General features: G+C 66.0%; 23 protein-coding genes. 10 read left to right on the forward strand and 13 right to left on the reverse strand.

The window, feature by feature from the left end:
- Window positions 1-71: 71 nt before the first annotated feature.
- Window positions 72-1,022 (reverse strand): serine/threonine-protein kinase Rio1, encoded by a 951-nt coding sequence (gene rio1 / locus AC5FRV_RS06625; protein ID WP_493560315.1) that lies wholly within the window; start codon window positions 1,020-1,022, stop codon window positions 72-74.
- A 41-nt stretch (window positions 1,023-1,063) separates the two neighbouring features.
- Entirely contained in the window at window positions 1,064-1,351 is a 288-nt protein-coding gene (eif1A, locus tag AC5FRV_RS06630) for a translation initiation factor eIF-1A (RefSeq protein WP_089818776.1), read from the reverse strand.
- 465 nt (window positions 1,352-1,816) lie between these two features.
- On the opposite strand from eif1A, the gene AC5FRV_RS06635 reads away from it, so the two are divergent.
- From AC5FRV_RS06635 to AC5FRV_RS06650, 4 genes are all read left to right on the forward strand, one after another.
- Window positions 1,817-2,236, forward strand: coding sequence for an SCP2 sterol-binding domain-containing protein (locus tag AC5FRV_RS06635; RefSeq protein ID WP_493560316.1), 420 nt, complete (start codon window positions 1,817-1,819; stop codon window positions 2,234-2,236).
- Window positions 2,237-2,311: 75 nt separating this feature from the next.
- Window positions 2,312-2,527, forward strand: a complete 216-nt coding sequence (locus tag AC5FRV_RS06640) for a DUF7470 family protein (RefSeq protein WP_493560317.1) — start codon at window positions 2,312-2,314, stop codon at window positions 2,525-2,527.
- Window positions 2,528-2,557: 30 nt separating this feature from the next.
- A complete protein-coding gene (locus AC5FRV_RS06645; protein ID WP_493560318.1) occupies window positions 2,558-3,346 on the forward strand; it encodes a helix-turn-helix transcriptional regulator in 789 nt (262 codons plus the stop codon).
- A 300-nt stretch (window positions 3,347-3,646) separates the two neighbouring features.
- The gene (locus tag AC5FRV_RS06650) at window positions 3,647-7,162 is read left to right on the forward strand and encodes a choice-of-anchor D domain-containing protein (protein WP_493560319.1); all 3,516 of its coding nucleotides are present in this window, start codon (window positions 3,647-3,649) and stop codon (window positions 7,160-7,162) included.
- A 155-nt stretch (window positions 7,163-7,317) separates the two neighbouring features.
- Here AC5FRV_RS06650 and AC5FRV_RS06655 read toward each other — a convergent pair whose 3' ends face one another.
- The 4 genes from AC5FRV_RS06655 to AC5FRV_RS06670 all read right to left on the reverse strand — a co-directional run bounded on the left by AC5FRV_RS06655 (window position 7,318) and on the right by AC5FRV_RS06670 (window position 10,538).
- Window positions 7,318-9,315, reverse strand: coding sequence for a DUF460 domain-containing protein (locus tag AC5FRV_RS06655; protein WP_493560320.1), 1,998 nt, complete (start codon window positions 9,313-9,315; stop codon window positions 7,318-7,320).
- A gap of 58 nt (window positions 9,316-9,373) precedes the next feature.
- Window positions 9,374-9,838 carry a PIN domain-containing protein gene (locus AC5FRV_RS06660; RefSeq protein ID WP_493560321.1) on the reverse strand — a complete coding sequence of 155 codons (465 nt, stop codon included), beginning with the start codon at window positions 9,836-9,838 and terminating at the stop codon, window positions 9,374-9,376.
- Entirely contained in the window at window positions 9,835-10,035 is a 201-nt protein-coding gene (locus AC5FRV_RS06665; protein ID WP_493560322.1) for a hypothetical protein, read from the reverse strand. Before AC5FRV_RS06665 ends, AC5FRV_RS06660 begins: the two co-directional genes overlap by 4 nt.
- Before the next feature lie 134 nt (window positions 10,036-10,169).
- The gene (locus tag AC5FRV_RS06670; RefSeq protein WP_493560323.1) at window positions 10,170-10,538 is read right to left on the reverse strand and encodes a VOC family protein; all 369 of its coding nucleotides are present in this window, start codon (window positions 10,536-10,538) and stop codon (window positions 10,170-10,172) included.
- 132 nt (window positions 10,539-10,670) lie between these two features.
- On the opposite strand from AC5FRV_RS06670, the gene AC5FRV_RS06675 reads away from it, so the two are divergent.
- The 3 genes from AC5FRV_RS06675 to AC5FRV_RS06685 all read left to right on the forward strand — a co-directional run bounded on the left by AC5FRV_RS06675 (window position 10,671) and on the right by AC5FRV_RS06685 (window position 12,480).
- Window positions 10,671-11,642, forward strand: a complete 972-nt coding sequence (locus AC5FRV_RS06675; RefSeq protein ID WP_493560324.1) for an aldo/keto reductase — start codon at window positions 10,671-10,673, stop codon at window positions 11,640-11,642.
- A gap of 122 nt (window positions 11,643-11,764) precedes the next feature.
- On the forward strand, window positions 11,765-12,010 hold the full coding sequence (locus AC5FRV_RS06680; protein ID WP_493560325.1) for a hypothetical protein: 246 nt from the start codon (window positions 11,765-11,767) through the stop codon (window positions 12,008-12,010).
- Window positions 12,010-12,480 (forward strand): type II toxin-antitoxin system VapC family toxin, encoded by a 471-nt coding sequence (locus AC5FRV_RS06685; protein WP_493560326.1) that lies wholly within the window; start codon window positions 12,010-12,012, stop codon window positions 12,478-12,480. Before AC5FRV_RS06680 ends, AC5FRV_RS06685 begins: the two co-directional genes overlap by 1 nt.
- Window positions 12,481-12,511: 31 nt before the next feature.
- On the opposite strand, the gene rnz is transcribed toward AC5FRV_RS06685, so the two are convergent.
- Window positions 12,512-13,438 (reverse strand): ribonuclease Z, encoded by a 927-nt coding sequence (gene rnz, locus AC5FRV_RS06690; protein ID WP_493560327.1) that lies wholly within the window; start codon window positions 13,436-13,438, stop codon window positions 12,512-12,514.
- A 393-nt stretch (window positions 13,439-13,831) separates the two neighbouring features.
- Between rnz and AC5FRV_RS06695 the strand changes: the two genes are divergently transcribed.
- The 3 genes from AC5FRV_RS06695 to AC5FRV_RS06705 all read left to right on the forward strand — a co-directional run bounded on the left by AC5FRV_RS06695 (window position 13,832) and on the right by AC5FRV_RS06705 (window position 19,231).
- Window positions 13,832-17,539, forward strand: a complete 3,708-nt coding sequence (locus AC5FRV_RS06695; protein WP_493560328.1) for a DUF7282 domain-containing protein — start codon at window positions 13,832-13,834, stop codon at window positions 17,537-17,539.
- Between the two features lie 104 nt (window positions 17,540-17,643).
- Complete coding sequence (locus tag AC5FRV_RS06700) at window positions 17,644-18,300, forward strand: potassium channel family protein (protein ID WP_493560329.1); 657 nt, start codon at window positions 17,644-17,646, stop codon at window positions 18,298-18,300.
- Window positions 18,301-18,763: 463 nt separating this feature from the next.
- Complete coding sequence (locus tag AC5FRV_RS06705; protein WP_493560330.1) at window positions 18,764-19,231, forward strand: DUF7384 family protein; 468 nt, start codon at window positions 18,764-18,766, stop codon at window positions 19,229-19,231.
- Window positions 19,232-19,257: 26 nt separating this feature from the next.
- On the opposite strand, the gene AC5FRV_RS06710 is transcribed toward AC5FRV_RS06705, so the two are convergent.
- From AC5FRV_RS06710 to AC5FRV_RS06735, 6 genes are all read right to left on the reverse strand, one after another.
- A complete protein-coding gene (locus tag AC5FRV_RS06710) occupies window positions 19,258-20,025 on the reverse strand; it encodes an SDR family NAD(P)-dependent oxidoreductase (protein ID WP_493560331.1) in 768 nt (255 codons plus the stop codon).
- Between the two features lie 7 nt (window positions 20,026-20,032).
- Window positions 20,033-20,674: a non-canonical purine NTP pyrophosphatase gene (locus tag AC5FRV_RS06715; protein WP_493560332.1), complete on the reverse strand. Its 642-nt coding sequence runs from the start codon at window positions 20,672-20,674 to the stop codon at window positions 20,033-20,035.
- 5 nt (window positions 20,675-20,679) lie between these two features.
- Entirely contained in the window at window positions 20,680-21,702 is a 1,023-nt protein-coding gene (locus AC5FRV_RS06720; protein ID WP_493560333.1) for an endonuclease NucS domain-containing protein, read from the reverse strand.
- A gap of 44 nt (window positions 21,703-21,746) precedes the next feature.
- The gene (locus tag AC5FRV_RS06725; protein WP_493560334.1) at window positions 21,747-22,019 is read right to left on the reverse strand and encodes a DUF5808 domain-containing protein; all 273 of its coding nucleotides are present in this window, start codon (window positions 22,017-22,019) and stop codon (window positions 21,747-21,749) included.
- Window positions 22,020-22,081: 62 nt separating this feature from the next.
- Window positions 22,082-22,543, reverse strand: a complete 462-nt coding sequence (locus AC5FRV_RS06730) for a universal stress protein (RefSeq protein ID WP_493560335.1) — start codon at window positions 22,541-22,543, stop codon at window positions 22,082-22,084.
- Between the two features lie 31 nt (window positions 22,544-22,574).
- The gene (locus tag AC5FRV_RS06735) at window positions 22,575-24,242 is read right to left on the reverse strand and encodes a bifunctional N(6)-L-threonylcarbamoyladenine synthase/serine/threonine protein kinase (protein ID WP_493560869.1); all 1,668 of its coding nucleotides are present in this window, start codon (window positions 24,240-24,242) and stop codon (window positions 22,575-22,577) included.
- Window positions 24,243-24,253: the final 11 nt, after the last annotated feature.

Consider the following 24,253-nt stretch of genomic DNA (forward strand, 5'->3'; position numbering starts at 1 on the left):
CCGCCGGTACAAGTGCTTCGTGGTACCGCCGGCCGATTCGTTACGCGCCCGTGCCGAGAAAAATCCCGTGGCTACGTCCCGTCTGGCGTTGATTCGTCGGCCACGTGCTCGCCGTCCCTGCCATCCCCGTCGTCGTCCTCGTCGGCGGTGACGAACTCGTACAGGTCGTCGGCCGTCACGTCGACGCCCTCGCCGGCGAAGAAGTTCGCGATGTTCTGGCAGTCCCGTTCGAGGAACTCCCGGGCGTTGCCGTGGTGGGTCGTCACCGCCTGCCCGAGGTCGATGACGACCAGCTGGCCCTCGTGGAAGACGATGTTGTACTCCGAGAGGTCGCCGTGAACGAGGCCGGCGCGGTGGAGCCGGCGCATGTACTCGCGGACGACGTCGAAGGCCGTCTCGGGGTTCTCGACGTGGACCTCGTTGAGTCGCTTGGCCCGCCCGCCCTCGTCGGTGGCGATGTACTCCATGACGAGGACGTTCCGCTCGACGGCGAGGGGTTCGGGCGCCCGGACGCCGGCAGCGCGGGCCCGCTTGAGGTTGGCGAACTCCTTGCGGACCCAGGCGGTGACGACCTTCTTCTTGTCCGAGCCGATGCCCTCGAAGCGCGGGTCGCCGTCGAGGTACCCGCGCATGTCCTTGAAATCGGATGCGTTGATGCGGTACACCTTGACGGCCACTTCCGGCGACTCCGCCCGGCCCAGTTCGTCGCGGGCGGTGTCGCCGCCCAGCGCGGTGTAGACGTTGGCCTCCTTGCCAGTCGAGATGGGTCCGCCGAAGGCGTCGATGTAGCCGTCCTGGACGAGTTTGTAGAGGGCGCCGAAGGTGGCGTCGTCGAACACCGATGCCTCCACTTTGAACTGCTCGGTGTTCTTGATCCGCTTGCGCCACTGGCTGAACTCGCGGTCCCGCTCGCGGGCGATGCGGTCCGCGTCCGTGTCGGAGACGTCGATCTCCTCCCACTCGTCGCCGACGCCCTCGACCTCCTCGGGTTCCAGCAGGTCGAACTCGGTGTCACTGGTCATCGCCGCTCACCCGGGGCCGTGAGGATGGACATGAGAACTGGCTACTCCTGGATGTGTCCCTCCTCGCGCAACTGGTCTGCCTCTTGCTTCTCGTAGCGCCACGTGATGTCGGCCTTCTCGTCCTGCCAGTCCCAGGGCTCGACGAGGACGACGTCGTCTTCGCGGATCCAGATCCGCTTTTGCATCTTGCCAGGGATGCGAGCAGTCCGCTCGGTCCCGTCCATACACCGGACCTCGACGCGGTTGGCTCCCAGCATGTTCGTCACGACGGCGAACACCTCGTCCTCGTCCGGCATGCGGAGATCTTTCCTGCTCTCGTTGTCGCTCATGGTCGCCTCTTGGCCGGGGGGACGGTTAAGTTTTGCAAAAACTGCTCTCTGGAACAGTCGGAACCGCGTTTGTTGCTGCCGAGAGCGACTGTAACAACAAGAAAGCCCCGACGCGTTCACCTCCCGCGGGTCGCTGTCGTTCGAGAGAGCGAAGCTCTCTCGTGATGACGAAAGACCTCCGGTCTTTCGAACCACGATCCTCGCTCCCTGCGGTCGCTCCGGTTCTTGTGATCTGAAAATCGCCTCTGGCGATTTTCATCATCCCGAAAGGCGCTACGCGCCTTTCGAGGACTTCCCCGGGGTTCGGTGAACGCGTCGCCCCTTTCAGTCCCGCCCGCCTGGTCAATCAAACCGGGGGCTTTCTGGTTCTACTGAGCGTTGTCGTTCACATTCCTGTCGCGATACCCTATCACCCAACGTCGCGAGTGGTAACGTACAAAACCCGCCCGGCTAAAGCACGGACAGATGACGCCGACGTTGCCCGACGAGGCCGACGCGTGGGTGCACGCCTGGCGGGACCGATTGAACGACTCGGACGAGTTCGCCGACGCGGCGGCGGGGTTCGAGGCGGCGATACTGTTCGTCGTCCAGCCGGACGAGCGCTACGATGGCGACCCGGTGCGCATGCTCGTGGACGTCGTCGACGGCGAGTGCGCGGCCGCCGAAGCGGTCGCCGCAGACACCGACGCCGACTACGACTACGCGCTCCGGGGCCCCTACGAGGCCTGGAAAGCACTTCTGCGGGACGAACTCGACACCGCCGAGGCGGTGATGGGCGGCCCCTTCGACGTGCAAGGGGACACCCTGGCGCTGATGAGCCACCGCGAGGCCTTCCTGGCGATGGTCCAGACGGCCCGCGACGTGGACGTGGAGTTCGCGTACTAGCCGAACCTTCGGCTGCGTCACCGCCGTTCGAATGGGACCGTAGCGCTTACCGCCATGGCACTGGCAGGTGGGAGTATGCTCGACAAACTCGGGATGGCCGGCATCCTCGGCGTGCTCGTCATGCTGGGCGGCATCGCCATCGTCGCGTGGCAGAACCTCTTCCTGGCGGCCGGCCTCGCCTTCGTCGTGGCCGGCATCGGACTGATCGTCTACGGGATGGTCACGAACCTCCTCTCCGCGTTCGGCCTCGGCGGCGGTGGCATGGGCGGGATGGGCGGCGGCATGCCCTAGAGCTATAGGCCGGCCCGAGAATCACGGTCCATGGACCCGGCTGTTGACGACGTGTCCTTTCTCGCGCGGTCGCCCAACCGCGTCGCCATCCTTCGCGTTCTCGTCGACGAGCCGGCCGACCGGCGCGCCCTCGAAGGTGCGGCGGGTGCGTCCCGGATAACCGTCGGTCGGATTCTTGGCGACCTCACGGACCGACACTGGGTACACGGCGACGGGGACGAGTACGAAGCCACTCGCCTCGGCCGCCTCGTCCTCGACGCCTTCGACGACCTCACCGCGGTGACGGACCTCGCGCGCGAAATAGGTCCCTTCATCGAAGCACTTCCCCGGAGCTTCGTCGACGTCGACCTCCGTCACTTCGCCGGCGCGACGGTCGTCCGGACGACGAACGCCGACCCGTACGCGGTCGCGCGGGTCGCCGCCGAGCGTATGCGCGACGCGGACCGCGTGGAGATGCTCGCCCACGCGGTCTCAAGCGACGTCCTCGAGGCCCAGACCGCGGCCGCGGCGGCCGGACAGACCTCGAGGGTCGTGTACGGACCGTCACTCGTCGAGACGGTCGCGGACGACGACGCGCTCCGGGCACAGGTTCGGGACCTCCTCGCCACCGGGAACGCGACCGTCGTCGCCGCGACGGAACACATCCCGGTGACCGTCGGCGTCTACGACGACGAGACGGTCGGCTTCGCGTTCACGCGGGACGGGTTCCCCAGTGGTGGCCTGGTCACCGAGGCCGACGCGGTGCTCGAGTGGGCGCGAGAGACCTTCGAGCGCCTGCGGTGCGCGGGACGCGAACTGACCGTGGCGGACTTCGAGTAGCGACCGACGGTCGCTACTCGACGTTCCAGCGGCGATCTGCACCGTCCTGATACTCCAAATTAATTATACATTCGCACTCTCTCCTCCTCGATCCGATCTGCATGTGGTCCGAGGTTCGTGTATTTTCCCTCTTCACGCCATGAAAGGCGTTCAGGCCGTGAAGGATTTTCATGTCAAGAACAGATACTGTTATGTTCTGGTCGCGTCAGCCGTAGTCATGGGATGGCAGCGGTTGACGGACGGAAGTGGCCAGAGTGGTAGTCGAAACTCCGCGGTCGCGCCGACGTGCGTGGTGGTCGAATGACTGACGGCCTGCGGGCGATCGCCCTCGTCAGCGTCGTCCTCTTCGCGACGGTTGCGAGCGCGCCGCTCACCGGCGTCGCAAGCGCTGCCGGAAACCAGGGGTGCCAGACCGTTTCGGCGCCGGTCACGATCACCGAATCGGGCTGTTACGCCCTCTCGGGCCCGGTGACGATTGGATCTGGTGACGGGATCACTATCGCCGCCAGCAACGTCGTACTGGACGGGCGGGGCCACACGCTATCGGGCAACGTCGTCGGCGACGGCGTCGTCGTCCACAACGCCAGTGCGACGCTCGCCAACGTCACTGTTAAGAACCTTACACTTTCCGGCTGGCGCCACGGCGTCCGCTACGAGCGAGTCGACGGCGGCAGGATAGCTACCGTCACGGTCCGGGACTCCCAGGGAGGGATCGTTCTCGTCAGCGACAGCTTCGACTGGGGAACGGACAGCAACGGGGTGACGCGGAACGTCGTCGTGGACGACAGCGACCTCTCGGACAGCAATGTCGGTGTGTTAGTCGAATCCAGCGACGACAACGAGATCAGGGACACCGTCGTCGACGGCAACTCGATCAACGGGATCCAGCTCGGATACACGCGAGACACCGTCGTCTCGAACGTCACGGCCACCGGGAACGGCGAGAACGGGATCGAGGTGGGCGACTCCTCGGGCGCGACCGTCGCGAACAGCACCGCCACGGCGAACGGCGAGGAGGGGGTCTGGCTCGGCGGGTCGAGCGGGACCACCGTGAAGGACACCACTGCCAGTACGAACGGCTTCGGGATCCACCTCGGCGACGCCGACGGGAACACGATACGGAGCAACGAACTCCGCAACAATCGCGAAGGCGGCATCAACGTCTACAACAGTGGAAGCAACACGATCTACGACAATCTCTTCGAAAACACGGACAACGTCGACTTCGATCCGCCCCACCAGACGAACGCGTGGAACGTCGCCGAGACGGCGGGGACCAACGTCCTCGGTGGTACGACTGTCGGCGGCAACTACTGGGCGAACCCAGACGGCACCGGGTTCAGCCAGACGTGTACCGACGCGGACTCGGACGGGATCTGTGACTCGTCGTTCACCGTGAACGACTCGCAGGTCGACGCCTCGCCGCTGTCCGACGAGTACGTCGCGAACGGCGACCCGACGGCGTCGTTCACGCACAGTCCGTCGAGTCCGACCCCCGGAGCGACGGTCTCGTTCGACGCCGCCGCCAGTGCGGACTCGGACGGTTCGGTCGTAGGGTACGCGTGGGACTTCGACGGTGACGGCACCACGGACGCGACCGGTCGGATGGCGACGCACACATTCCCAGCGACGGGCGACTACGACCTCACACTCGAAGTAACGGACGACAGGGGCGGGACTGACGAGGTGACGAAGACCGTCTCGGTCGTCCCCGCAGAACCGGAGATCACCGTGTCGACCGAGTACGCCGACGTCGGCGACGTACCGAACGGCACCTCGAAGACGACGCCCGTGGTCGTCTCGAACGACGGAACGGCACCACTCTCCGTGACGAGCACGGCCCTCGGCGGGCCGGACGCCGAGTCGTTCTCGCTCACGGGCGGCGGTTCGTTCGTCCTCGGTCCCGGCCAGAGTCGGACGCTTTCGGTCACGTTCACACCGGCGAGCATTCGACCGCACGCCGCCGACCTGACCGTTCTGAGCAACGACACCGACGAGTCGACCTCACTGGTCAAACTCCGCGGGACGGGAGTCGGTCGCGACCCCGCCCTGACGATCACCCCCCACCGGCTCGATTTCCCGGACACGTACGCCGGCGACGCGGTCACCAGACAGTTCACGGTCGAAAACACCGGCAACGTCGACACCGAGATCCGCGGCTACGACTTCACCGGCGACACCGTGGCCGGTTCGTACGACGTCCCGGACGGCAACGAGGTGCTCGCACCCGGTGAGTCGTTCACCGGGACCGTGACGTTCGAGCCGTCGAACGCCGGCCCCTACCGGTTCGTCCTGCACGTTACCAACAACGGGACCGGCGACCACAGCGTCATCGGGACAGGGAACGGCCGCCTCCGTAATCGAACGATCGACGTCTCGCCCCACCGGGTCGGCTTCCCGGACACCTTCGCCGGCGAGACAGTCACCAGGCAGTTTACGGTGACGAACGAGGGGAACGGCAACGTCGACATCCGCGGCTACGACCTCACTGGCGACACCGTGGCCGGTTCGTACGACGTCCCGGAGGAAGTGGGCGTGCTCGCACCGGGCGAATCCTACACCGGTAACGTGACGTTCGAGCCGTTGAACGCCGGCCCCTACCGGTTCGTCCTGCACGTCACCCACAACGGAACCGGCGACCACAGCGTCATCGCGACAGGGAACGGCCGTCTCCGTGATCGAACGGTCGACGTCACGCCCCACCGGATCCACTTCCCGGACACTCACACGGGCGACACGGTCACCAGACAGTTCACGGTAACGAACGAAGGGACCGGCACGGTCGACGTCGCCGGCTACGACCTCACTGGTGACTACGCCGTGGCGTCGTACGACGTTCCGGAGAACGTGGACGTGCTCGCACCGGGCGAATCCTACACCGGCAACGTGACGTTCGAGCCGTCCACTCCGGGCGACTATCGATTCGTCCTGCACGTTACTCACAACGGGACCGGCGACAGCGCCGTCATCGGGACAGGAACCGGTACCGGTAGTCCCGGTGGGGGCGGCGGTTCCAGCAGCGGCCCGAGCGACGACGACGAAGCGGACGACGACGGAGCGGGTGACGATGGGGATGCAAACGGGACGGTGAACACCGTCCTGCGTGGAAGTCGATGGACGAACCTCACCGTCGTCCCCACGTCGTCGAACGAATCGCTGTCGATCACCGTCGGCGACGACAACGGGACGACGGCCGACGACGACGGCAACGGGTCCGACGCTCGGCTGCTCGGCATGAACGTCACCACCGACGCCGACGGCTCGATGCGCTTCAACGTGACCAGCGAGGACGAACCGTCCGAGAACACCACCGATTTCCGCGCCTCGGTCGGCGGCGACGCACTGGGCTACCTCCGCATCGACCACTCGGTCCCGGACGAGGACGTCTCCGGCGTCGCCCTGGATTTCTTCGTCTCGGCCGACCGGCTCGCCGCCTTCGGCGTCGCCCCGGACGACGTTTCTCTCTATCGCTACCACGACGGCGCGTGGACCGAACTTCCGACCCACCTCGTTCAGAGCGAGGACGGCGGCTACGTCATGCGGGCAGACTCGCCGGGCCTCTCGACGTTCGCGGTGGCTCGCTCGTCGACGGCCGGGCCCGCCGCAACACCGGCGGGCGACACGACGGAAACTGTCACGCCGGTCGGCGACGGGACGTCCGTCACGGAGTCGTCCCCGACCGAGGCAGTCGCGAGCGCGACGCCGTCCCCCGAACCGACCGCCGCGACGACGGACGGCTCCGGACCCGGCTTCGGTCCGACGAGACTCGTCGTGGCCGTCGGAGTGTTGCTGGCGTTCGTCCGACGGCGACGGTAGGGACTCACTCTCGGCTCGCCGTTCGCTCAGGCCGAGGCCCCGACCTCCGGTCGGCGCCGACCTGCTCGCGGCTATCGCCGCTCGCGCATTCGTCGGCCCCTCCCTTCGGTCGGCGCCGACCTGCTCGCGTGTTCGCGAATCCTCCGTCGCTCCACTCAGTCGCTTTCGCCACGCTCCCCCGCCCGGTGTTCGGAGATCAGCCGGTCGACCATCTCGGCGTTGCGATCGCGCCGGCGCTCCTCGGCGCGCTCTTCCCAGTCCTCGATGGCGGCCTCGACCTCCTCCTCGCGGGCGACGGCGAGTTCGTCGACCTCCTGGACGGTGACCATCTCGGCGGGGGCGACCGGAATCTCGTGTTCGAAGAGGATGGTGTCCGCCACGTCCGAGAGCCCGCCGGTCCGCAGGACGAGCTTCGGGTCCACGTCGGCCAGTTCTTGGGCGGTGCTTCGGCCGGCGCCCGAAGCGTCCCGGAGGAGCACGATGTCGTCCTCGATGAGCCCGATGCTCTCGTCGGCCTGGCGGATGGCGCCGGTGGTGAACTGGTCGACCACCTTCACCGACGTGAGGCCCTGCTTCTTCTCGGAGACGTCCGCGAAGTTCGAGTGGTCGAGCTTCCACAGCGCCTTGAGTCGGTCGAGCTTCCCCTCCAGGTCGTCGTTCCGCTCTCGTTCCTCTTCGAGTTCGTACTCCAGGCGCTCGGTCTTTCGGCGGAGCTTCGTCACCTCGCGGTCCCGGCGCACCGCGATGCGCTCGTCGCTGCGAGCCTGCGAGAGTTGTTCCTCCTTCTCGGCCAGCTGGTCGTCCTTCTCCTCGATGGTGTCCTCCAGCGAGTCGACGTGGTCCTGGAGGCGCTCGACCTGTTGCCGTAGCTCCTTGATCGTCTGCTCCTCCTCGGTGAGTTCGCGTGGCTGGTGCTCGTCGTTCTCCTCGGCTTCGCCGCCACCGTCACCGTCGCCGTCCTCACCGAGGTCAGCCAGCACGGTCTCGACGGACTCCTCGCCGGCGACGACTCTGGCGGTCACCTCGCCGGTGTCGACGCGCGGCGGCACCTTCCGCGCGATGCGGTCGAACTGGTCCTCGTGGGCGTCGTAGGCCCTCAGCGCCGCCGCCATCGCGTCCCGCTCGTGGTCGTTGTCGTACCCCTCCTCGCGGGTTCGGTGCTGTTTCTCGTCGACCGGCAGGTCGGACTGGGGCGTCCACCCCGCGGCGTCGAACGACCGGCGGAGCTTCTCGACGGTCTCGGGCATCGGCGTCACGTCCGCGGCGACGATGATCGGTCGCCCCTGCTCGACGATCCACTCGGTGACGTCGGCGGTGTCGACGGTCCGCGAGGAGAAGACGTCGAGCACGGAGCCGTCGAGGCCGACCACCGCGGCGGCGGTCGTCGTCCCGGGGTCGACCCCCACGACGACGTGGTCCCGGCGCTTGGCCAGCGGCCGGAACTCGATGCCGTCCCGTCGTTCGCGTTCGATTTCGACGCGGGTGTCGCCCGCCCGCTCGCGCGAGACGGGGATGTCCTGGGGCCGTGCGGAGACCGTGAAGATCGCCTGCGAGAAGCCGCCGTACTTCTCGGTGACGTCCTTCTCGTAGTCGAGGCCGGCCCCCTGGAGCTCCGACTCGACCTCGCGGGCCCGGCGCTTGACAGAGCCGTGTATTCGGCGGGTGAATCGGTCCTCGGACCACCCACCGCCGCCGCCCGTCGACCGTCCGCGCGAGACCTTCACTTCGGTCGTGTTCGTGAAGGCCGACACCTCCTGGCCGACGTTGGCTGCCGCGAGTCTGGCCGCCGCCTCGGCCTCTTTCATCGGTTCCTTGGCGTAGGGCACGCCGTGGCGCGAGGCGACCCTGGAGAGCGGTTCCGGTCGCTCGGCACCGGTCACCTGGACGAGTTTCGTCTCGTCCGGCAGTTCGCCCAGGAAGTGGACCAGCGAGTCCTTGTCCTCGGCCAGTTCGTACATGTTGTCCGTCGCGACGATGGCCGGCTCCTCGCTCTCGATGCGACGGCGGAGCTTGCGGTGGCTGACGACGTCCCGTTCCAGATGCTCACCATCGAAGACGACGAGCGCGTAGGAGGGGGCGTCGCCGCGGACGTCACCGCTCTGGACGTCCACCCCGAAGACGACCGCGTCCAGCGCTCCCGTGCGCGTGTTCACGTTCGCGTGTTACGCAGTGGCGGACCATAACCCTCACGCCGGGGTCGGTCCGGAAGCGCTAGCTGTCGAGCATCTCGATGCCCCGTTCGACGACCGCCTGAGAGACGTACAGGCTGGTCTCGTGTTGCAACCTCCGCATTCGCTCGGCCGCCTCGTCTTGCTCCAACCGACCGCGGGCATACGCCAGAGCTATAACGCCGATAGAGCCGTGCACGTCCACGCCGGTATCGTCTGCCGCGTCTCTGGCCGCCATGTCGTCGGTCAGGAGCACGGCGTCGCGGTTGATGGCGACCGCGAGAGCTGCCGCCTCGCCAGCGTCGAGGGACTCGTCATCACCGATCCGGTCTGAAGACACGCGTTCGTATGACAGTCCGGCCATGCCGGCTGGTATCCCGCCGTCTGCTATCTCCTTATACACGGTATCAGGTACGTACAGCCGGCCGAGTACGTCGAGAAGGTCGATCGATCCGATCTCAGCGAGGTGAATTAGCGGGCCCGCGTCCGCAACCGCGGTGACGCTCACGCGTCGAGGCCCCAGCTAACGTCGTCTTCGACGGCTTTTCGCTCCTGCTCTGCGCGTTCGACCGTCGTCCGGCCGATCCGGTCGACGGCCTGATCGCGGTCGAATTTACCGTCGAAGTACAGCGACAGAACGAGGTCACGCCATAAATCTTCGATCCCCTGTTCCAGTGCCTGCTCGACGACCGCTGACTCGGACATACCCCGTTCCCGGGCAATCTCGCGTACCCGTTCTGATATCTCGGCCGCCATCCTTTCGGGAGCATATCGGTCGCGTCGATACTTAAACCTCAGCAACCGAGAGAATCAGTCGGGATTCGCTTTCGTTTCGGTTCTTAAAGCGACTCGATAAACTCTAGGGTGTACCCTTCGGGGTCCTCGACGAACGCGACGTAGGCGTCGGCCGCCTCGACGGTGAGGGGGTCCGTGACGACGGTGCCGCCGGCCTCGACCGCTCGCTCGACGGTCGCGTCGAGGTCGTCGACGGTCAGCGCGACGTGGTCGACGTCGGCCCGGCCCGGCGCGATGGGCGTCGTCCGGTCCGGGTCGTGCTTGAGCTGCAGTTCGCCGTGTTCGTCGCCGAGGTAGATGTTCTCGACGCCGTCCATCTCGAAGGACCAGGTGCGTTCGAGGCCGAGCGTCTCGTAGAACTCGACCGTCCGGTCGACGTCCGATACCCACAGCGCCACGTGTGCAACGTCCATGGTGCCACTCTCGAACCGCGCTGAAATGACAGTACCGACTCGGTCGTCCGTGGTCCCGCTGGGTTCCCATCAGGCCGTTCGTGTCGGAAAGTTGGCGTCGACTTTTTCCACCCTTCACCCGACCTCAGTTCCATGGAGTACACCACCCTCGGTTCGACCGGGATGGAGGTCTCGAAGATCTGTCTGGGCTGTATGAGCTTCGGGAGCGGCGACGAGTGGATGCTCGACGAGGACGAGTCGCGCGACCTCATCGAGCGCGCCATCGACCTGGGAATCAACTTCTTCGATACGGCGAACGTCTACTCGTCGGGCGAGTCCGAGGAGATCCTCGGGAACGTGCTCACCGACTACGACCGTGACGAACAGGTCGTCGCCACCAAGGTTCGTTGGCCCGGCGCGAAGGAACACCGCAACGCGGAGGGCCTGTCGCGGAAGACCATCGAGCAGGAACTCGCACACTCGCTGGACCGGCTGGGGATGGACACCGTCGACCTCTACCAGATCCACCGCTGGGACTACGACACCCCCATCGAGACGACGCTGCGGGCACTCGACGACGCGGTCCGGCGAGGGCAGGTCCGGCACCTCGGCGCGTCGTCGATGTACGCCAACCAGTTCCAGCGCGCGCTACACGTCAGCGACCGCGAGAACCTCGCGTCCTTCGAGACGATGCAGGACCTGCACCACCTCACCTACCGCGAGGAGGAACGAGAGATGTATCCCGTCTGCGAGCGGGAGAACGTCGGCGTCCTGCCGTGGAGTCCGCTCGGGGCTGGTTACCTCACCCGGCCGCACGAGGAGTTCAGCGACACGACGCGGGGCGAACACGAGATCGACTACGGCACCCCGTATCACGAGGGCCCCGGCAGCGAGGAGATAAACGAGCGCGTCCAGGAACTGGCCGCCGACAAGGGAGTCACGATGGCCCAGATAGCGATGGCCTGGCAGTTCCAGCACGACGCCGTCACCGCGCCGATCCTGGGGACGTCGAGCATCGAACACCTCGAGGAGGCCGTCGAGGCGCTCGATATCGACCTCTCGGCGTCGGACGTCGAATACCTCGAAGAACCCTACCACCCGGTGCCGGTCTACGGCCACGACTAGGCTGTCGGCTCTCTTCCGCTACTTGTCTCCATCTCTTTCTGTCTCCCCTTCCGAACGTCGCTAGTCAGTGGCATCAGGTATAAGAAGACGAATGGCCAATGAACATGTAGGTGGTCATGGCCATGAGTACGGAGACGAAAGTCGTGCAAACGGAGCTCTCGACCGAAGAGTACGAGCGACTCCGCAAGGTCGCGGATCGCGAAGGGAGATCGCTAAAGGACGTCCTCCGTGATGCGGCGACGGAGTACACTCACACCCATTCTGAACTCGACCCCGACGACCCGTTGTTCAACTACGAACCCGACGGGACCACGGGCGAGACGGTGTCGGCGTCGAAGACGGACGACTATCTCTACGGGGACGAGTGATGGCCGAAGCGCTGACGGCGTACGAACCAATCACGAGCGGTCCGACGGCGCTGTTTCTCGACACCAGTGGACTCTTCGCCTACTTCCATCCCGACGCCGAGGAGCACGACACGGCGCGGGCCTTCATGCGAGCGGTCGGTCGCGGTGAAATCCCGTATCGGCCGCTGTTTACGAACACCTACGTCGTCGACGAACTCGTGACGCTCCTCCAGTCGAAGGGTCGCCACGGCTGGGCAGCCGACGCCTACGAGATGCTGACCACGTCGGAGAACATCACGCTTCTCGGCGAGTCAGATGCGGTGTTCGCCGACGCCGGCGAGGTGTTTCTCGACTACGACGACCAAGAGATATCCTTCACCGACCACTTCTGTGCGGTGCAGATGGCGAACGAGAACGTCGACCACGTCTTCGCGTACGACGGCGACTACGAGACGCTCGGTTTGACTGCGATCCCCCGCTCTGCAGAGTGAGATCTCTCCGAACTGGCGGTGCGGGACGCCATCAGTTTTCGTCGGGGTAGGGCACCCGGAGTTTCTGGCCGTCCTGGGCGACGAAGCTCTCGCCCTCGAACGCATCGCTGGCCTCGTGGGCAAGCGGCGAGGAGTCCCCGCCGTAGCGGGTCGAGACGTGCGTGAGCGCGAGGCGTTTCGCACCGGCCCGCTGTGCCACTTCGGCAGCCTGTCTGGCCGTCGAATGTGCCGTCGCCTGTGCCCGGTCCCGGCGGTCCTCGGCGAAGGTGGCGTCGTGGATCAGCAGGTCCGCGTCCTCGCTGGCCGCGACGACGGCGTCGGTGGGCTCGGTGTCGCCGGTGTACACGAGGGTACGACCAGGCCTGGCCGGGCCGACGACCTCCTCGGGTTCGACGACGCGGCCGTCGTCGAGTTCGACGGACTCGCCGCGGTGGAGCTTGGAGTAGGCGGGACCAGGCGAGATGCCCAGTTCGTTCTCTGCCTTCTCGCGGTCGAACCGGCCCTTCCGGTCGTCCTCGACGACGGCGTAGCCCACGGACTTGCAGCGATGCTCGGTCCGGACCGCGCGGACCTCGTACTCCTCGCGGTCGACCACGACGTCGCCGGGCGAGACCTGATGGATTCGCACGGGAAACGCGGGGTCGTTCCCGCCGACGTGGATCAGGTCCTCGATCTGGCTGCGAGTCCCCGCGGGGGCGTGGATGGACAGGGGCTCCTCCCGGTCGTTGAAGTCCCACGTCTGGACCAGGCCGGGGAGACCGAGGACGTGGTCGCCGTGGAGGTGGGAGACGAAGACGTGTTCGACCCCGAAGCCGGTGTTGTACCGCATCATCTGGCGCTGGGTCCCCTCGCCGCAGTCGAACAGCAGCTGGTCCCCTTCCCGGTTGACGAAGACGGCGCTCGTGTTGCGCTCGGTCGTGGGCACGGCGCCGCTGGTCCCGAGAAACGTTACCCGCATGGCGAATCGTCGGCGGGGGAGGGGTAAACCCGTGTCGGATTCCCACCGCTACGCCACTGGCCGGGGGGACGGACGCCTCGGTATCACGCCGTTCGTTCACGTTGTGGATGTACACCACGACACGCCCCGTCCAATCGCAAGACGGCGGTCGGAAACCGGGACGTATTTCAGTGGGGGGTTCGGGAAAGCAGGGCTGACTGGCGTTCGCGTCCGTCGGGGGGTTCTACCCCTCGATTCCGGTGCGGCCAAGGCCCCTCTTAGAACCGGTGAAATCGCACTAGGGCGGGCCTGTCACCGCCGCCGTAACTGAACGAACTCTCCGGTTTATCTGTTGATCGAACGACGTTTCGACTGCATCGCCATGACAGTACCAACACCTGACCAGAGAGTAGTATGACACGCTCCACGAACAGGGCCGCTGTCGTCATCGTCGCGTTGATGATAGCGCTCAGTGGCGCGTTCGTCGTACAGGGGGCCGTCGCGCAGGAGACTGCCGACGACTCCGAGAGCGACGAGTCGTCGCTCGAGGTCGTATCGCTGAACGCACCGGAGAGCGCCGCGCCCGGGTCGAACGTCAGCGTCGGCGCGGAGATCGAGAACCCCACCGACGACCGGATAACCGAATCCGTCGAGTTCCGCCTCGGCGGGGCGGTCGTCGCCACGAAGCTCGTGACGGTCGACCCGAACGACTCCGAGGTGGTCCAGTTCCGGGCCGACACGGAGGGGCTCGAGACGGGGACCTACTACCACGCCGTCTTCACCGAGGACAGTGGACAGGTCGAACAGATCACCCTCTCCGAGTCGTTCACGCTCGACTCGGTCGACGCACCGGAGAACGCGACCGTCGGGGACGAACTCACCGTCGAGGCCGAGGTGACTAACCCCAACGACTTCGAGACGAACCAGTCGGTGACGTTCCGTCTCGACGGCCAGGTCGTCTCCGAGGAGCGGGTCACGCTCGACGCCGAGGAGAGTGACACCGTCACGTTCGACGTCGCCACCGACGGCCTCGAAGCCGGCGACTACGTCCACGGGGTCTTCACCCGGGACGACGGGCAGTTCCTCCAGCTGACCCTCGACGCCGCAGAGGACGCCGAGGACGACGAGGAGGACACCGAGACGGAGACTGAAACGGAAACCGAGACTGAGACCGAGACGGAAACGGAAACCGAGACTGAAACTGAGACGGAAACGGAAACCGAGACTGAGACCGAGACGGAAACTGAGACGGAAACGGAGACCGAAACTGAAACCGAGACCGAGGTCGAGGACGAACCGAGCGCGTCGGTCGTCTTCCCGACCTACAACGCCACGATGGTCACCGTCGACCAGGTCACGGTGTCGGACGGCGGCTTCGTCGCCATCCACGAACAGACCGACGACGGTGCGGTCGGGCCGGTCATCGGCGTCTCCGAGTACCTCGATGCCGGAACCCACGAGAACGTCGAGGTCCACCTCTTCGACGTCCCCGGTGCGGAGTACGACCAGGACGAGCTCACGGAGAGCCAGACCCTGATCGCGATGCCGCACCTCGACACCGACGACGACCAGACGTACGACTTCGTCGCCACGAACGGCACGGAGGACGGCCCCTACACCGCGGACGGTGAAGCGGTCACCGACGAGGCCTACATCCAGCTAGACGACGTCGAAGAGCCAGAGACGGAAACGGACACGGAGACCGAGACTGAGACTGAAACGGAGACCGAGACCGAGACGGAAACGGACACGGAGACCGAGACTGAGACTGAAACGGAGACCGAGACCGAGACGGAAACGGACACGGAGACCGAGACTGAGACTGAAACGGAGACTGAGACCGAGGAACCTGCTGCGGAAGTGAACGCGAGCGTTACGTTCGAGCAGCAGACGACGGACGGTACGACGATAACAGTCGACTCGGTCGAACTCGGTGAAGGCGGCTTCGTCGCCGTCCACAACGAGAGCCTGCTCGACGGTGACGCCGTCGGCAGCGTCGTCGGGGTCTCGGAGTACCTCGAACCCGGTGAGTACGAAGACGTCGAGATCGAGCTCTTCGACGTTCCCGGCGCGGAGTACGACCAGAACGAACTCACGGAGAACCAGACGCTGATCGTGATGCCACACCTGGACACGAACGACAACGAGACCTACGACTTCGTTGCGACCAACGGGTCGGAAGACGGTCCGTACACCCAGGACGGTGAAGTGGTGACCGACGAAGCGCTCGTCCAGGTCGCCGGCGTCGAGCAGCCGCCGGAAGAGACTGAGACCGAAGAACCGCTGAACGAGACGGAGACGGAGACGGAAACTGAAACGGAGACCGAAGCACCGGTCAACGAGACTGAGACCGAAGAACCGCTGAACGACACGGAGACTGAAACGGAAACCGAGACCGAGGTGGCGGCGTCCGCGAACGCCTCCGTCGCGTTCGAGAACCAGACTTCGAACGGGACGACGGTGACCATCGATAGCGTCACCGTGCCGGACGGCGGCTACGTCGCCATCCACGACCAGTTCCTGTTCGAGGGTGACGTCATCGGGAGCGTCGTCGGCGCCTCCGAGTACCTGGAGGCCGGGACCCACGAGAACGTCACGGTCTCCCTGTTCAACGTCTCCGGCGCGGAGTACGCACAGGACGCGCTCACCGAGAACGAGACGTTGATCGCGATGCCGCACCAGGAGACGAACGACAACGAGACGTACGACTTCGTCGCGACGAACGGCACCGAGGACGGTGCCTACACGGTCGACGGTGAACCGGTCACCGACGAAGCGCTGATCACCGTCCAGGCAGACGCCGAACCGGTCCAGGAGACCGAGACGGAGACGCCTGTCAACGAGACGGAGACGGAGACCGAGGCCGGACTCAACGAGACGGAGACCGAGGCCGGACTCAACGAGACCGAGAACGAGACGACGAACGAGACTGCCGCGATGGACGCGAACGCGTCCGTCGAGGTGACGAACGTGAGTTCGCAGGGCACCGAAGTGACTGTCAACGCGACCCTGCCTGAGGGTGGCTACGTGGCCGTCCACGACGATAGTCTGCTCGCCAACGCGACCGAGCTCGACCTGAGCGAGGCGGTCAACAGCACTATCGGCGCCTCGGAGTACCTCGAAGCTGGTGAGCACGAGAACGTGACGATCACGCTGTTCGACGTGCCCGGTGCCGAGTTCGACGAGACCGAACTCACCGAGAGCCAGTTCCTGGTCGCGATGCCGCACATGGAGACGAACGACAACGAGACGTTCGACTACGTCGCGACGAACGGCACCGAAGATGGGCCGTACACCATCGACGGTGAACCGATCGTCGCGCCCGCGATCTACGACGCGCCGGGCGACAACGAGACGATAGTCGGGTACAACGAGTCCGACGACGGGGCGGCGGACGTCAACGAGACTGAAAACGAGACCGAAGCCGGACTCAACGAGACCGAGAACGAAACTGACGGGCTGAACGAGACCGAAACGGAGACCGAGGCCGGTCTCAACGAGACCGAAACGGAGACCGAGGCCGGTCTCAACGAGACTGAAAACGAGACCGAGGCCGGACTCAACGAGACCGAAACCGACGCGGCGGGTGACACGACGACGGTCACGGCACAGACCGCGGTCACCTTCGAGAACCAGACCGCGAACGTGACCGAGAACGGTACCGCGGTGACCATCGAGTCGACGACGCTCTCCGAGGGTGGCTACGTGGCCATCCACAACGAGAGCCTGCTCGACGGTGACGCCGTCGGCAGCGTCGTCGGTGTCTCCGAGTACCTCGAGGCCGGGACCTACGAGAACCTCTCGGTGGTTCTCTACAACGTCTCCGGTGCCGAGTTCAACGACACCGAGTTCACGGAGAACGAGACGCTGATCGCGATGCCGCACATGGAGACGAACGACAACGAGACGTACGACTTCGTCGCCACGAACGGGACGGCTGACGGGCCGTACACCGACGAGGGCGGCGCCATCGTCGACAACGCCACCGTCGCACCGCCGAGCGAGGACGCGACGGACGCCGGCGAAATGACCGAGACGAACGCGACTGCCGAGGAGACGAACGAAACCGTGACCGAGACGAACGCCACGGAGAACGAGACCGAAGCGCTCGTCGCTCCCTGACGCGATCCGGCCGACTTCATTTTTCGACTCGCGATCTGGTCCCGTAGCTCCGCGGCCGCTCGTGGAGGGCTAGCGTTTTTAGGCCTGGTAACGTACGACATGGCATGAAGTTCGTCATCGTCGGCTACGGACGCGTCGGGATGCGGACCGCCGGCATTCTGGCCCCGGAAGGCCACGACGTCGTCGTCGTCGACAACGACCCGGACAAGGTAGACCGAGCACGGACGGAGGGGTTCGAGACCGTCGCGGGCGACGGCACGGACGAGAGCGTCCTCGAGGAGGCCGGACTGGCTGACGCCGACGCTATCGGCGGGCTGACCGGCGACCTCAACACCAACTTCACGGCCTGCATGATCGGCAAGGAGTACGGCTGCCGGACCGTGTTGCGCATCGACGAGGACTACCGCGAAGAGATCTACGAGAAGTACGACGCGGACGTCGACGAGATAATCTACCCCGAGCGCCTGGGCGCGGCGGGGGCCAAGACCGCGCTGCTCGGGGGCGACTTCAACGTCATCGCCGACCTCGCCGAGCAGTTGACCGTCGCGACGGTGGACATCCCCGAGGGCGCGCCCGTGGTCGGCTCGCGCGTCGTCGAGGTCGACCTCCCGAGCCAGGCGCGCATCTACGCCCACGGCCACGACAGGGAGCCGATGACGATTCCACTGCCGCGGACGGAGATAGAAGCCGGCGACCACGTGGCGGTCCTCTCCGACCCGGACGCCATCACGGAGGTCCGGACGGCGCTCCGGGGGGCGTAGTCACTCCGGAGAGTGGAGAGGGGGTCGAGCGCGACCCGTCCGGAGGGCAGCCGGCGCGTACCGAAAGAGGATAGGTCGCGTCGTCCGGGCGCGCGATGGGAGGATGGGATACGGGCGCACCGTCGTCCTGTCCGGCGACGGCACGCGAGCCGTACGTGCGCACCCGTCGAATGGGAACCCTGGCTCTCACTTAAACACCCGTCAGACGGGCGTCTCATAGTGTCGGTTGTAACTATTTTCGGCAGGCACACGCCACCGACGGGGTGAACTGGGGCTGAACGAACAGATGGTGGGAAAACGCTGGGAACGAATTACAACCGACGCTATCACGCCGCCGTCCGCCGGGGATTTTTGGTCGCGCCGCCCCTCGATGCGGGCATGACATGGGGGACGCTGTTCGACGGCGCCGACGAGTACGACGTCACTGTCGAGGACATCGACCGGACGCTCTCGGAGCACAGGGATGACTGCTGACCCGACCCGCGTCGTCGCCGACGCCGACGTCCTCGCCGCTGACCTCCTCGTCGGTGGCGACGCCCGCGCGGCCCTCGACCACGTCCGCGGGCACTCCTGGCTCACCCTCGTCGCCAGCGATTCGCTGCTGGACGACGCCGAGGCGGTGATCGCCGACCTGACCGACGACGACCTCGCGGCGGACTGGCGCGAGCGGGTCGAGCAGGAGCGGGAACCCGTCGACCACCCCGACGACGACCATCCGGCGCTGGCCTCCGCCTACCGCGGCGAGGCGGCCCACCTGCTCACGTTCGACGACTCGCTCCGCAGCGCCGAGGCCGGCCTCTCCCTGCAACCGCGCGTCTCGGTCAGCGTCCGCTCGCCGGACGCGTTCGCGACCGTCTTCGACGCCGAATCGCTGTACGAGGCGACCCACGAAAGTGAGTATCCGGGACCGGACCGCGACCCCAGGGAGTAGCCCTCGCTCCCGCTCGCCAGCGGCCGCTAGCGCCCGCCGTTGACGATCCTGGCGCCCCAGCGACGCAACGGGCGGGGAGTGATCCGCAGGAACAGGGTCAGGAGTTTCATCGGCAGGCCGGGAATCACGACCACGTCGCCGGACTGGAGGCCGGCGTAGGCGGCCGTCGCGACCTCCTCGGGCGTGTGGGAGAACACTTGGGCCACGGTGGAGTCGCCCATCCCGGCGCGTTCCTGGAATTCCGTGTCGACCGGGCCGGGACAGACCACGGTTACGTCGATATCGGTGACGCGGTACTCCGCCGCCAGCGCCTCGGAGAAGCTGTTGACGTAGGCCTTGCTGGCGTAGTAGCCGGCCAGCAGCGGCCCGGGGGTGAAGCCCGCGACGGAGCCGACGTTCAGGACCTGTCCCCGGGAGCGGCCGTCGAGGAACCGGTGGGTAAGTTCCACGAGCACGTCGACGTTCAGCCGGAGCTGGGTCCGCTGGTCGGCCAGGTCGCCCTCGCCGAAGCGGCCGTAGACGCCGACGCCCACGTTGTTGACCAGCGCGTCGAGGCTGATTCCACGCTCGTCGAGTGAGTCGAACAGCCGGTCGGGCGCGTCGTCGTCGGCCATATCCAGCGGAATCGCCGTCGCGTCGACCCCGTAGTCGGTTTCGAGTTCGTCGGCGAGCGACCGGAGGCGCTCCTCGCGCCGGGCGACGAGGACCAGGTCGTGACCGTGTCTGGCGAACTCGGTCGCGAGCGCGCGGCCGATGCCGGCGCTGGCACCGGTGACGAGGGCTGTGGGAGCCATCGGCTGGTCAGGCCCGACCGGTCTCGTCGAGCCAGTCGCCCAGTTTCGCCAGCGCCCGGCCGCGGTGGGAGACGGCGTTCTTCGCCCCGGTACTCATCTCCGCGAACGTCGTCCCGTCGTGTTCGAAGATGGGGTCGTAGCCGAACCCGCCGTCGCCGCGGGGCGCGACGATGGTGCCCGGGACGACGCCCTCGAATATCTTGACCGGCGGGTCGCCGTCGCGGACGGAGTCGGCGCGCGCACGGCTCGCTCCGCTCACCGTTCGCTCGTTCGGCGCCCCCTCCCTGCGGTCGGCGCCGCCCGCGTCGAACCCCTCGCCGTCGCAGTACGCGACGACCGTCCTGAATTTCGCGCCGTGGTCGTCCTCGGGCTCCGTGAGCCGCCAGACCCGCTCGATACCGACGTGGGACTCGACGTAGGAGGAGTACGGGCCGGGGAAGCCGTCGAAGGCGTCGACGAACAGGCCGGAGTCGTCGACGATGACCGGTTCTCCGGCCTCCCGGTAGGCTTCCCGGGCGCCGTGGGCAGCGATGGTCCCCAGATCCTCACCCTGTACCTCGGTGTAGTCGAAGTCGAACTGTTCGACCGACCCCAGGTACTCCTCGGCCTCGTGGACCTTCCCGGGGTTGGTCGTGACGAACGTGAGCATAGTGGCTATTTCCCGTATATCGTCTTCAACTCTCGGAACTCGATTGCGCTCTGGTCGAGAGATTCTTTCGCGCCACTCTCGACGTCTGGGGCGACGATTATTCCCCTCGCAGTTTGGTCGGATCGCGTCGTTTTCCAGGTCTCCAGACGACGCTGGGCTTGTTTGACAACTTCTTCGGTGATGGGCCGCAGTTTCAGCTCCACAACGACCGTCTCCCCACTTGCGTCCTCTCCGATGACGTCTATGTGAGCATTTCCGACTCGTTCTTCCACCGACCTGATCTCGAATCCCGGCTCGACAAGTTCAGGGTTCTCTGCGAGTATCTCACGAAGATGGACTTCGGTTACCTCAGACACCTCCAGATAGTTCTGGAGGGTGTCGAGTACTTTGGTGCCTGCCAGAGCGATCGTCTCTGCGTCCTCGCGGTCCACGGCACCACCGTGAACGAGCCGATTACGTATCGACCAGAGGGTTTCTATCGCGTTGGCCGTTTCCGACTGGATCAATTCGTTTTCACGGGCCTGATTCGCCAGGAACTGAAGGGTTGCTTTTTGGTCAGGTGACAGTCCTTCGGAGAGCAATATCTCTCGCAATCGGGCCTCGATCTCCGAAGTGAGATTGGCGATCGTGGTGATCGGGTCCGCACCTTCTGCATCTGGAAGCCGACTAGAGAGGTCCGATACCGTCTGATTCCTGGGCCTCTCCCGGTTTCCGAAGTCGCGACGTACTTCTTCCGGGAGATTGGCTGTTTCTGTTTGAGAGTCGATGTGCTCGACGTCCTGCTGTAGACGTTGTTTCGGAGTTTCGAGATCGATCTTGACCTTTTCGCCGCTGAAGACTAGTTTCGATATGCGAGAGGCCTGGGGAATAATCGCAAGCAGCAGTATCAGCATCCCCGTATACGCATCGACCCTCACCAATGCCTGGCCGGTATGACCGAAGGAGTAACTTACGAGAATAACGAGAGAAACGACGTAGAGAGCTCCATAGGCGACAATTTTGGGTCGAGAATCCACCCGATCCTTCACAGTATCTGTGAACAGACTACGCGAAGATTAATTCCTTCGGTTCGTCAGTCGACGATAACTTCGACGGGTTCCTCGTCGCGGTCGGTCGGCCCCTGGGACCTGCTCTGACCTTCCTGCCAGAGGAGTGCGCCGACGACTGCCAGCGCCACCCACGAGCGCCAGTTGGCGAGGTTCAGCGTGTAGCCGATGCCGAAGGGTTTCTCGACGAGCATGCCGTCGTCCGGTTGCCAGTACGAAGAGAGCAGTCGCCGGACGCTGGGACGGTCGAAGTTGTACGGCACGCCGAAAATCTCACCTGACTGCGGTTTGTCGGCCATACGCTACGGTTGGGCACGCGCCGTTAAGTCGTTTTTCCCGCCGATAGTGACGACTGACGGTCTTACCCCAGCAGCGTCGTCACGGGGCCGTCGAAGTTGAGGATGACGGCCTGGGAGCGGTCGCCGAAGACGGCCTTCCCCGTCGGCGAGCGCTTCTTGCCGGTGAGGAACACGTGGTCCGTCTCGTGTTTCTCCGCACTCTGCAGGATGCGGTCGGCTTCCGTCTCGGAGTCGCCGACGAGGGCGGCGACGGTGTTCCAGTCGACGTCGAGGTCGTCGAGGGCCTCCTCGACGGTTTCCTCGGCGCGCTGGCGGCGGTTGTCGAGGACTGCCCGCTCGTTGTACGTCGTGTGTTCGCCCTTCCCGGCGGCCTCGAGGGTCTCCCGCTTCTCCTCGTACTCCTCCGGCGTCATCAGCGCCAGCACGTCGAGGCGGGCGTCCACCCCGGCGGCGAGTTCGCCAGCTTCGCGGAGTATCGTCTGCCCGTCCTCGCTCGTCTCCAGAACCACGAGTGCTCGTTCCATGGCTTGGTTTCGGGTAGCTGACCACTTAATCTCACTGGTAGCGGCCACGCCCTTCGATTTCCCGTAGCTGGTCGAGAACGGCCCCGTCGCGGTCGCTGGCTGCGCGGTAGGCGTCCTCTACCGCCGCCCGGAGTGCTCCGGCGTCGTCGGTCGTCCCAGCCAGCGACTGAGCGAGTACGTGCAGGTCCATCGCGTGGTCTTCCTCGTCCTGCGTGTAGTAGCCCAGGCCGAAGTCGATGAGGAAGGTCCGGGCGTCGCTGCCGTCACCGTCTTTTTCGACTGGCCCAACCCGGACGTTCCGCGTCGTCGGGTCCCCGTGGACGAATCCCGCGTCGTGGATCCGCGCGAGGTGCCGGCCCACGTCGCGGACGGACGCTTCGGTCAGCGACTCCCGGAGGTCCGCCTCGCCGACGTGCTGGAAGACGATGCGGGACTCCTGGGGATCGACGTCCCGGATGACCGGCGTCGGGACGCCGTGGCGGCGGGCCTCGCTCGTCAGCCGCGCCTCTTGCCGCGTTCGCTCGACCCGCAGACGCTTGTCCAGCGCGGGATGGCGGTAGGACCGGGGGTTTCGCTCCTTGACGACGTGGTCCCCAACGAACCGGACGGTGGCCTCGGCGCCCTGGAGTTCGGTCGGGTCGACCGTCGCCGATTCGTCGGGGCGCGAAGCGGCCCGCCCCCTCCAGCTAACGTCGACCTGGTCCGGCCGGAAGTCCGAGTCGATGCGCGACTCCTCGATAGCGATGGTGTCGCCCGCGGCGAACATCTTCGCGCCGAGGATGGCGATCATCCCCGCGTTGTCCCGGAGGAACGTCGCCGGTGGGGCGTAGAAGTCGGCGCCGCGCTGGTCGCACATCTCTTCGAGCATCGACCGCAAGCGGGCGTTCTGGGCGACGCCGCCGCCGAGGACGAGTTCGTCGCCGTCGGTCAGCGAGAGGGCCCGTTCCGAGACTTCGGTGAGCATGGCGAAGACGGTCTCCTCCAGCCCGCGGCAGACGTCCTCGACGGCCTCCCCCTCGTCGACGGCCTGCTTCGCGGCGGACATGATCCCCGAGAACGAGAAGTCCATCCCCTTGACGACGTAGGGGAGGTCGAGGTACTCACCCTCCTTCGCGTGGCTCTCGACCTTCGGCCCGCCGGGGTGGCTCCAGCCGACGTGACGGGTGAACTTGTCCAGCGCGTTGCCGACGCCGGTGTCCATCGTCTCGCCCAGCACCCGGTAGCGCCCGTTGCGATAGCCCAGGATGTGCGCGTTCGCGCCGGAGGCGTTCAGACAGACGGGGTCGTCGAACCCCGAGAAGTGCCGGCCCACCTCCAGGTGGGCGACCATGTGGTTGACGCCCACCAGCGGGACGTCGAAGCGCTGGGCGACGGCGCGGGCCGCGGTGCCGACGATGCGGAGGCACGGCCCGAGGCCCGGACCCCTGGAGAATGCCACTGCGTCGATGGGTGCCCCCGGGTCTTCCCCGGCCTCGGCCGCCCGCTCCTCGGCGTGTGCGATGGCGGTCTGGACGACCTGTGGAATCGCCTCACCCATGTGCTCGGCGGCCTCACGGGGATGGATGCCGCCGCTCGCAGGCTGGTAGGCGTCGCTCTCGATGAAGACGTGCTCGTCGTCGGTGTGGGTCGACGGGTCCGCCGTCTCGAAAATGGCGGCGCTCGCCGCCCAGGCGGTCCCCTCGATGCCCAGGACTCGCATCTGGTCGCCCG

It is taken from the genome of Halomicrobium sp. HArcel3 (assembly GCF_058933135.1).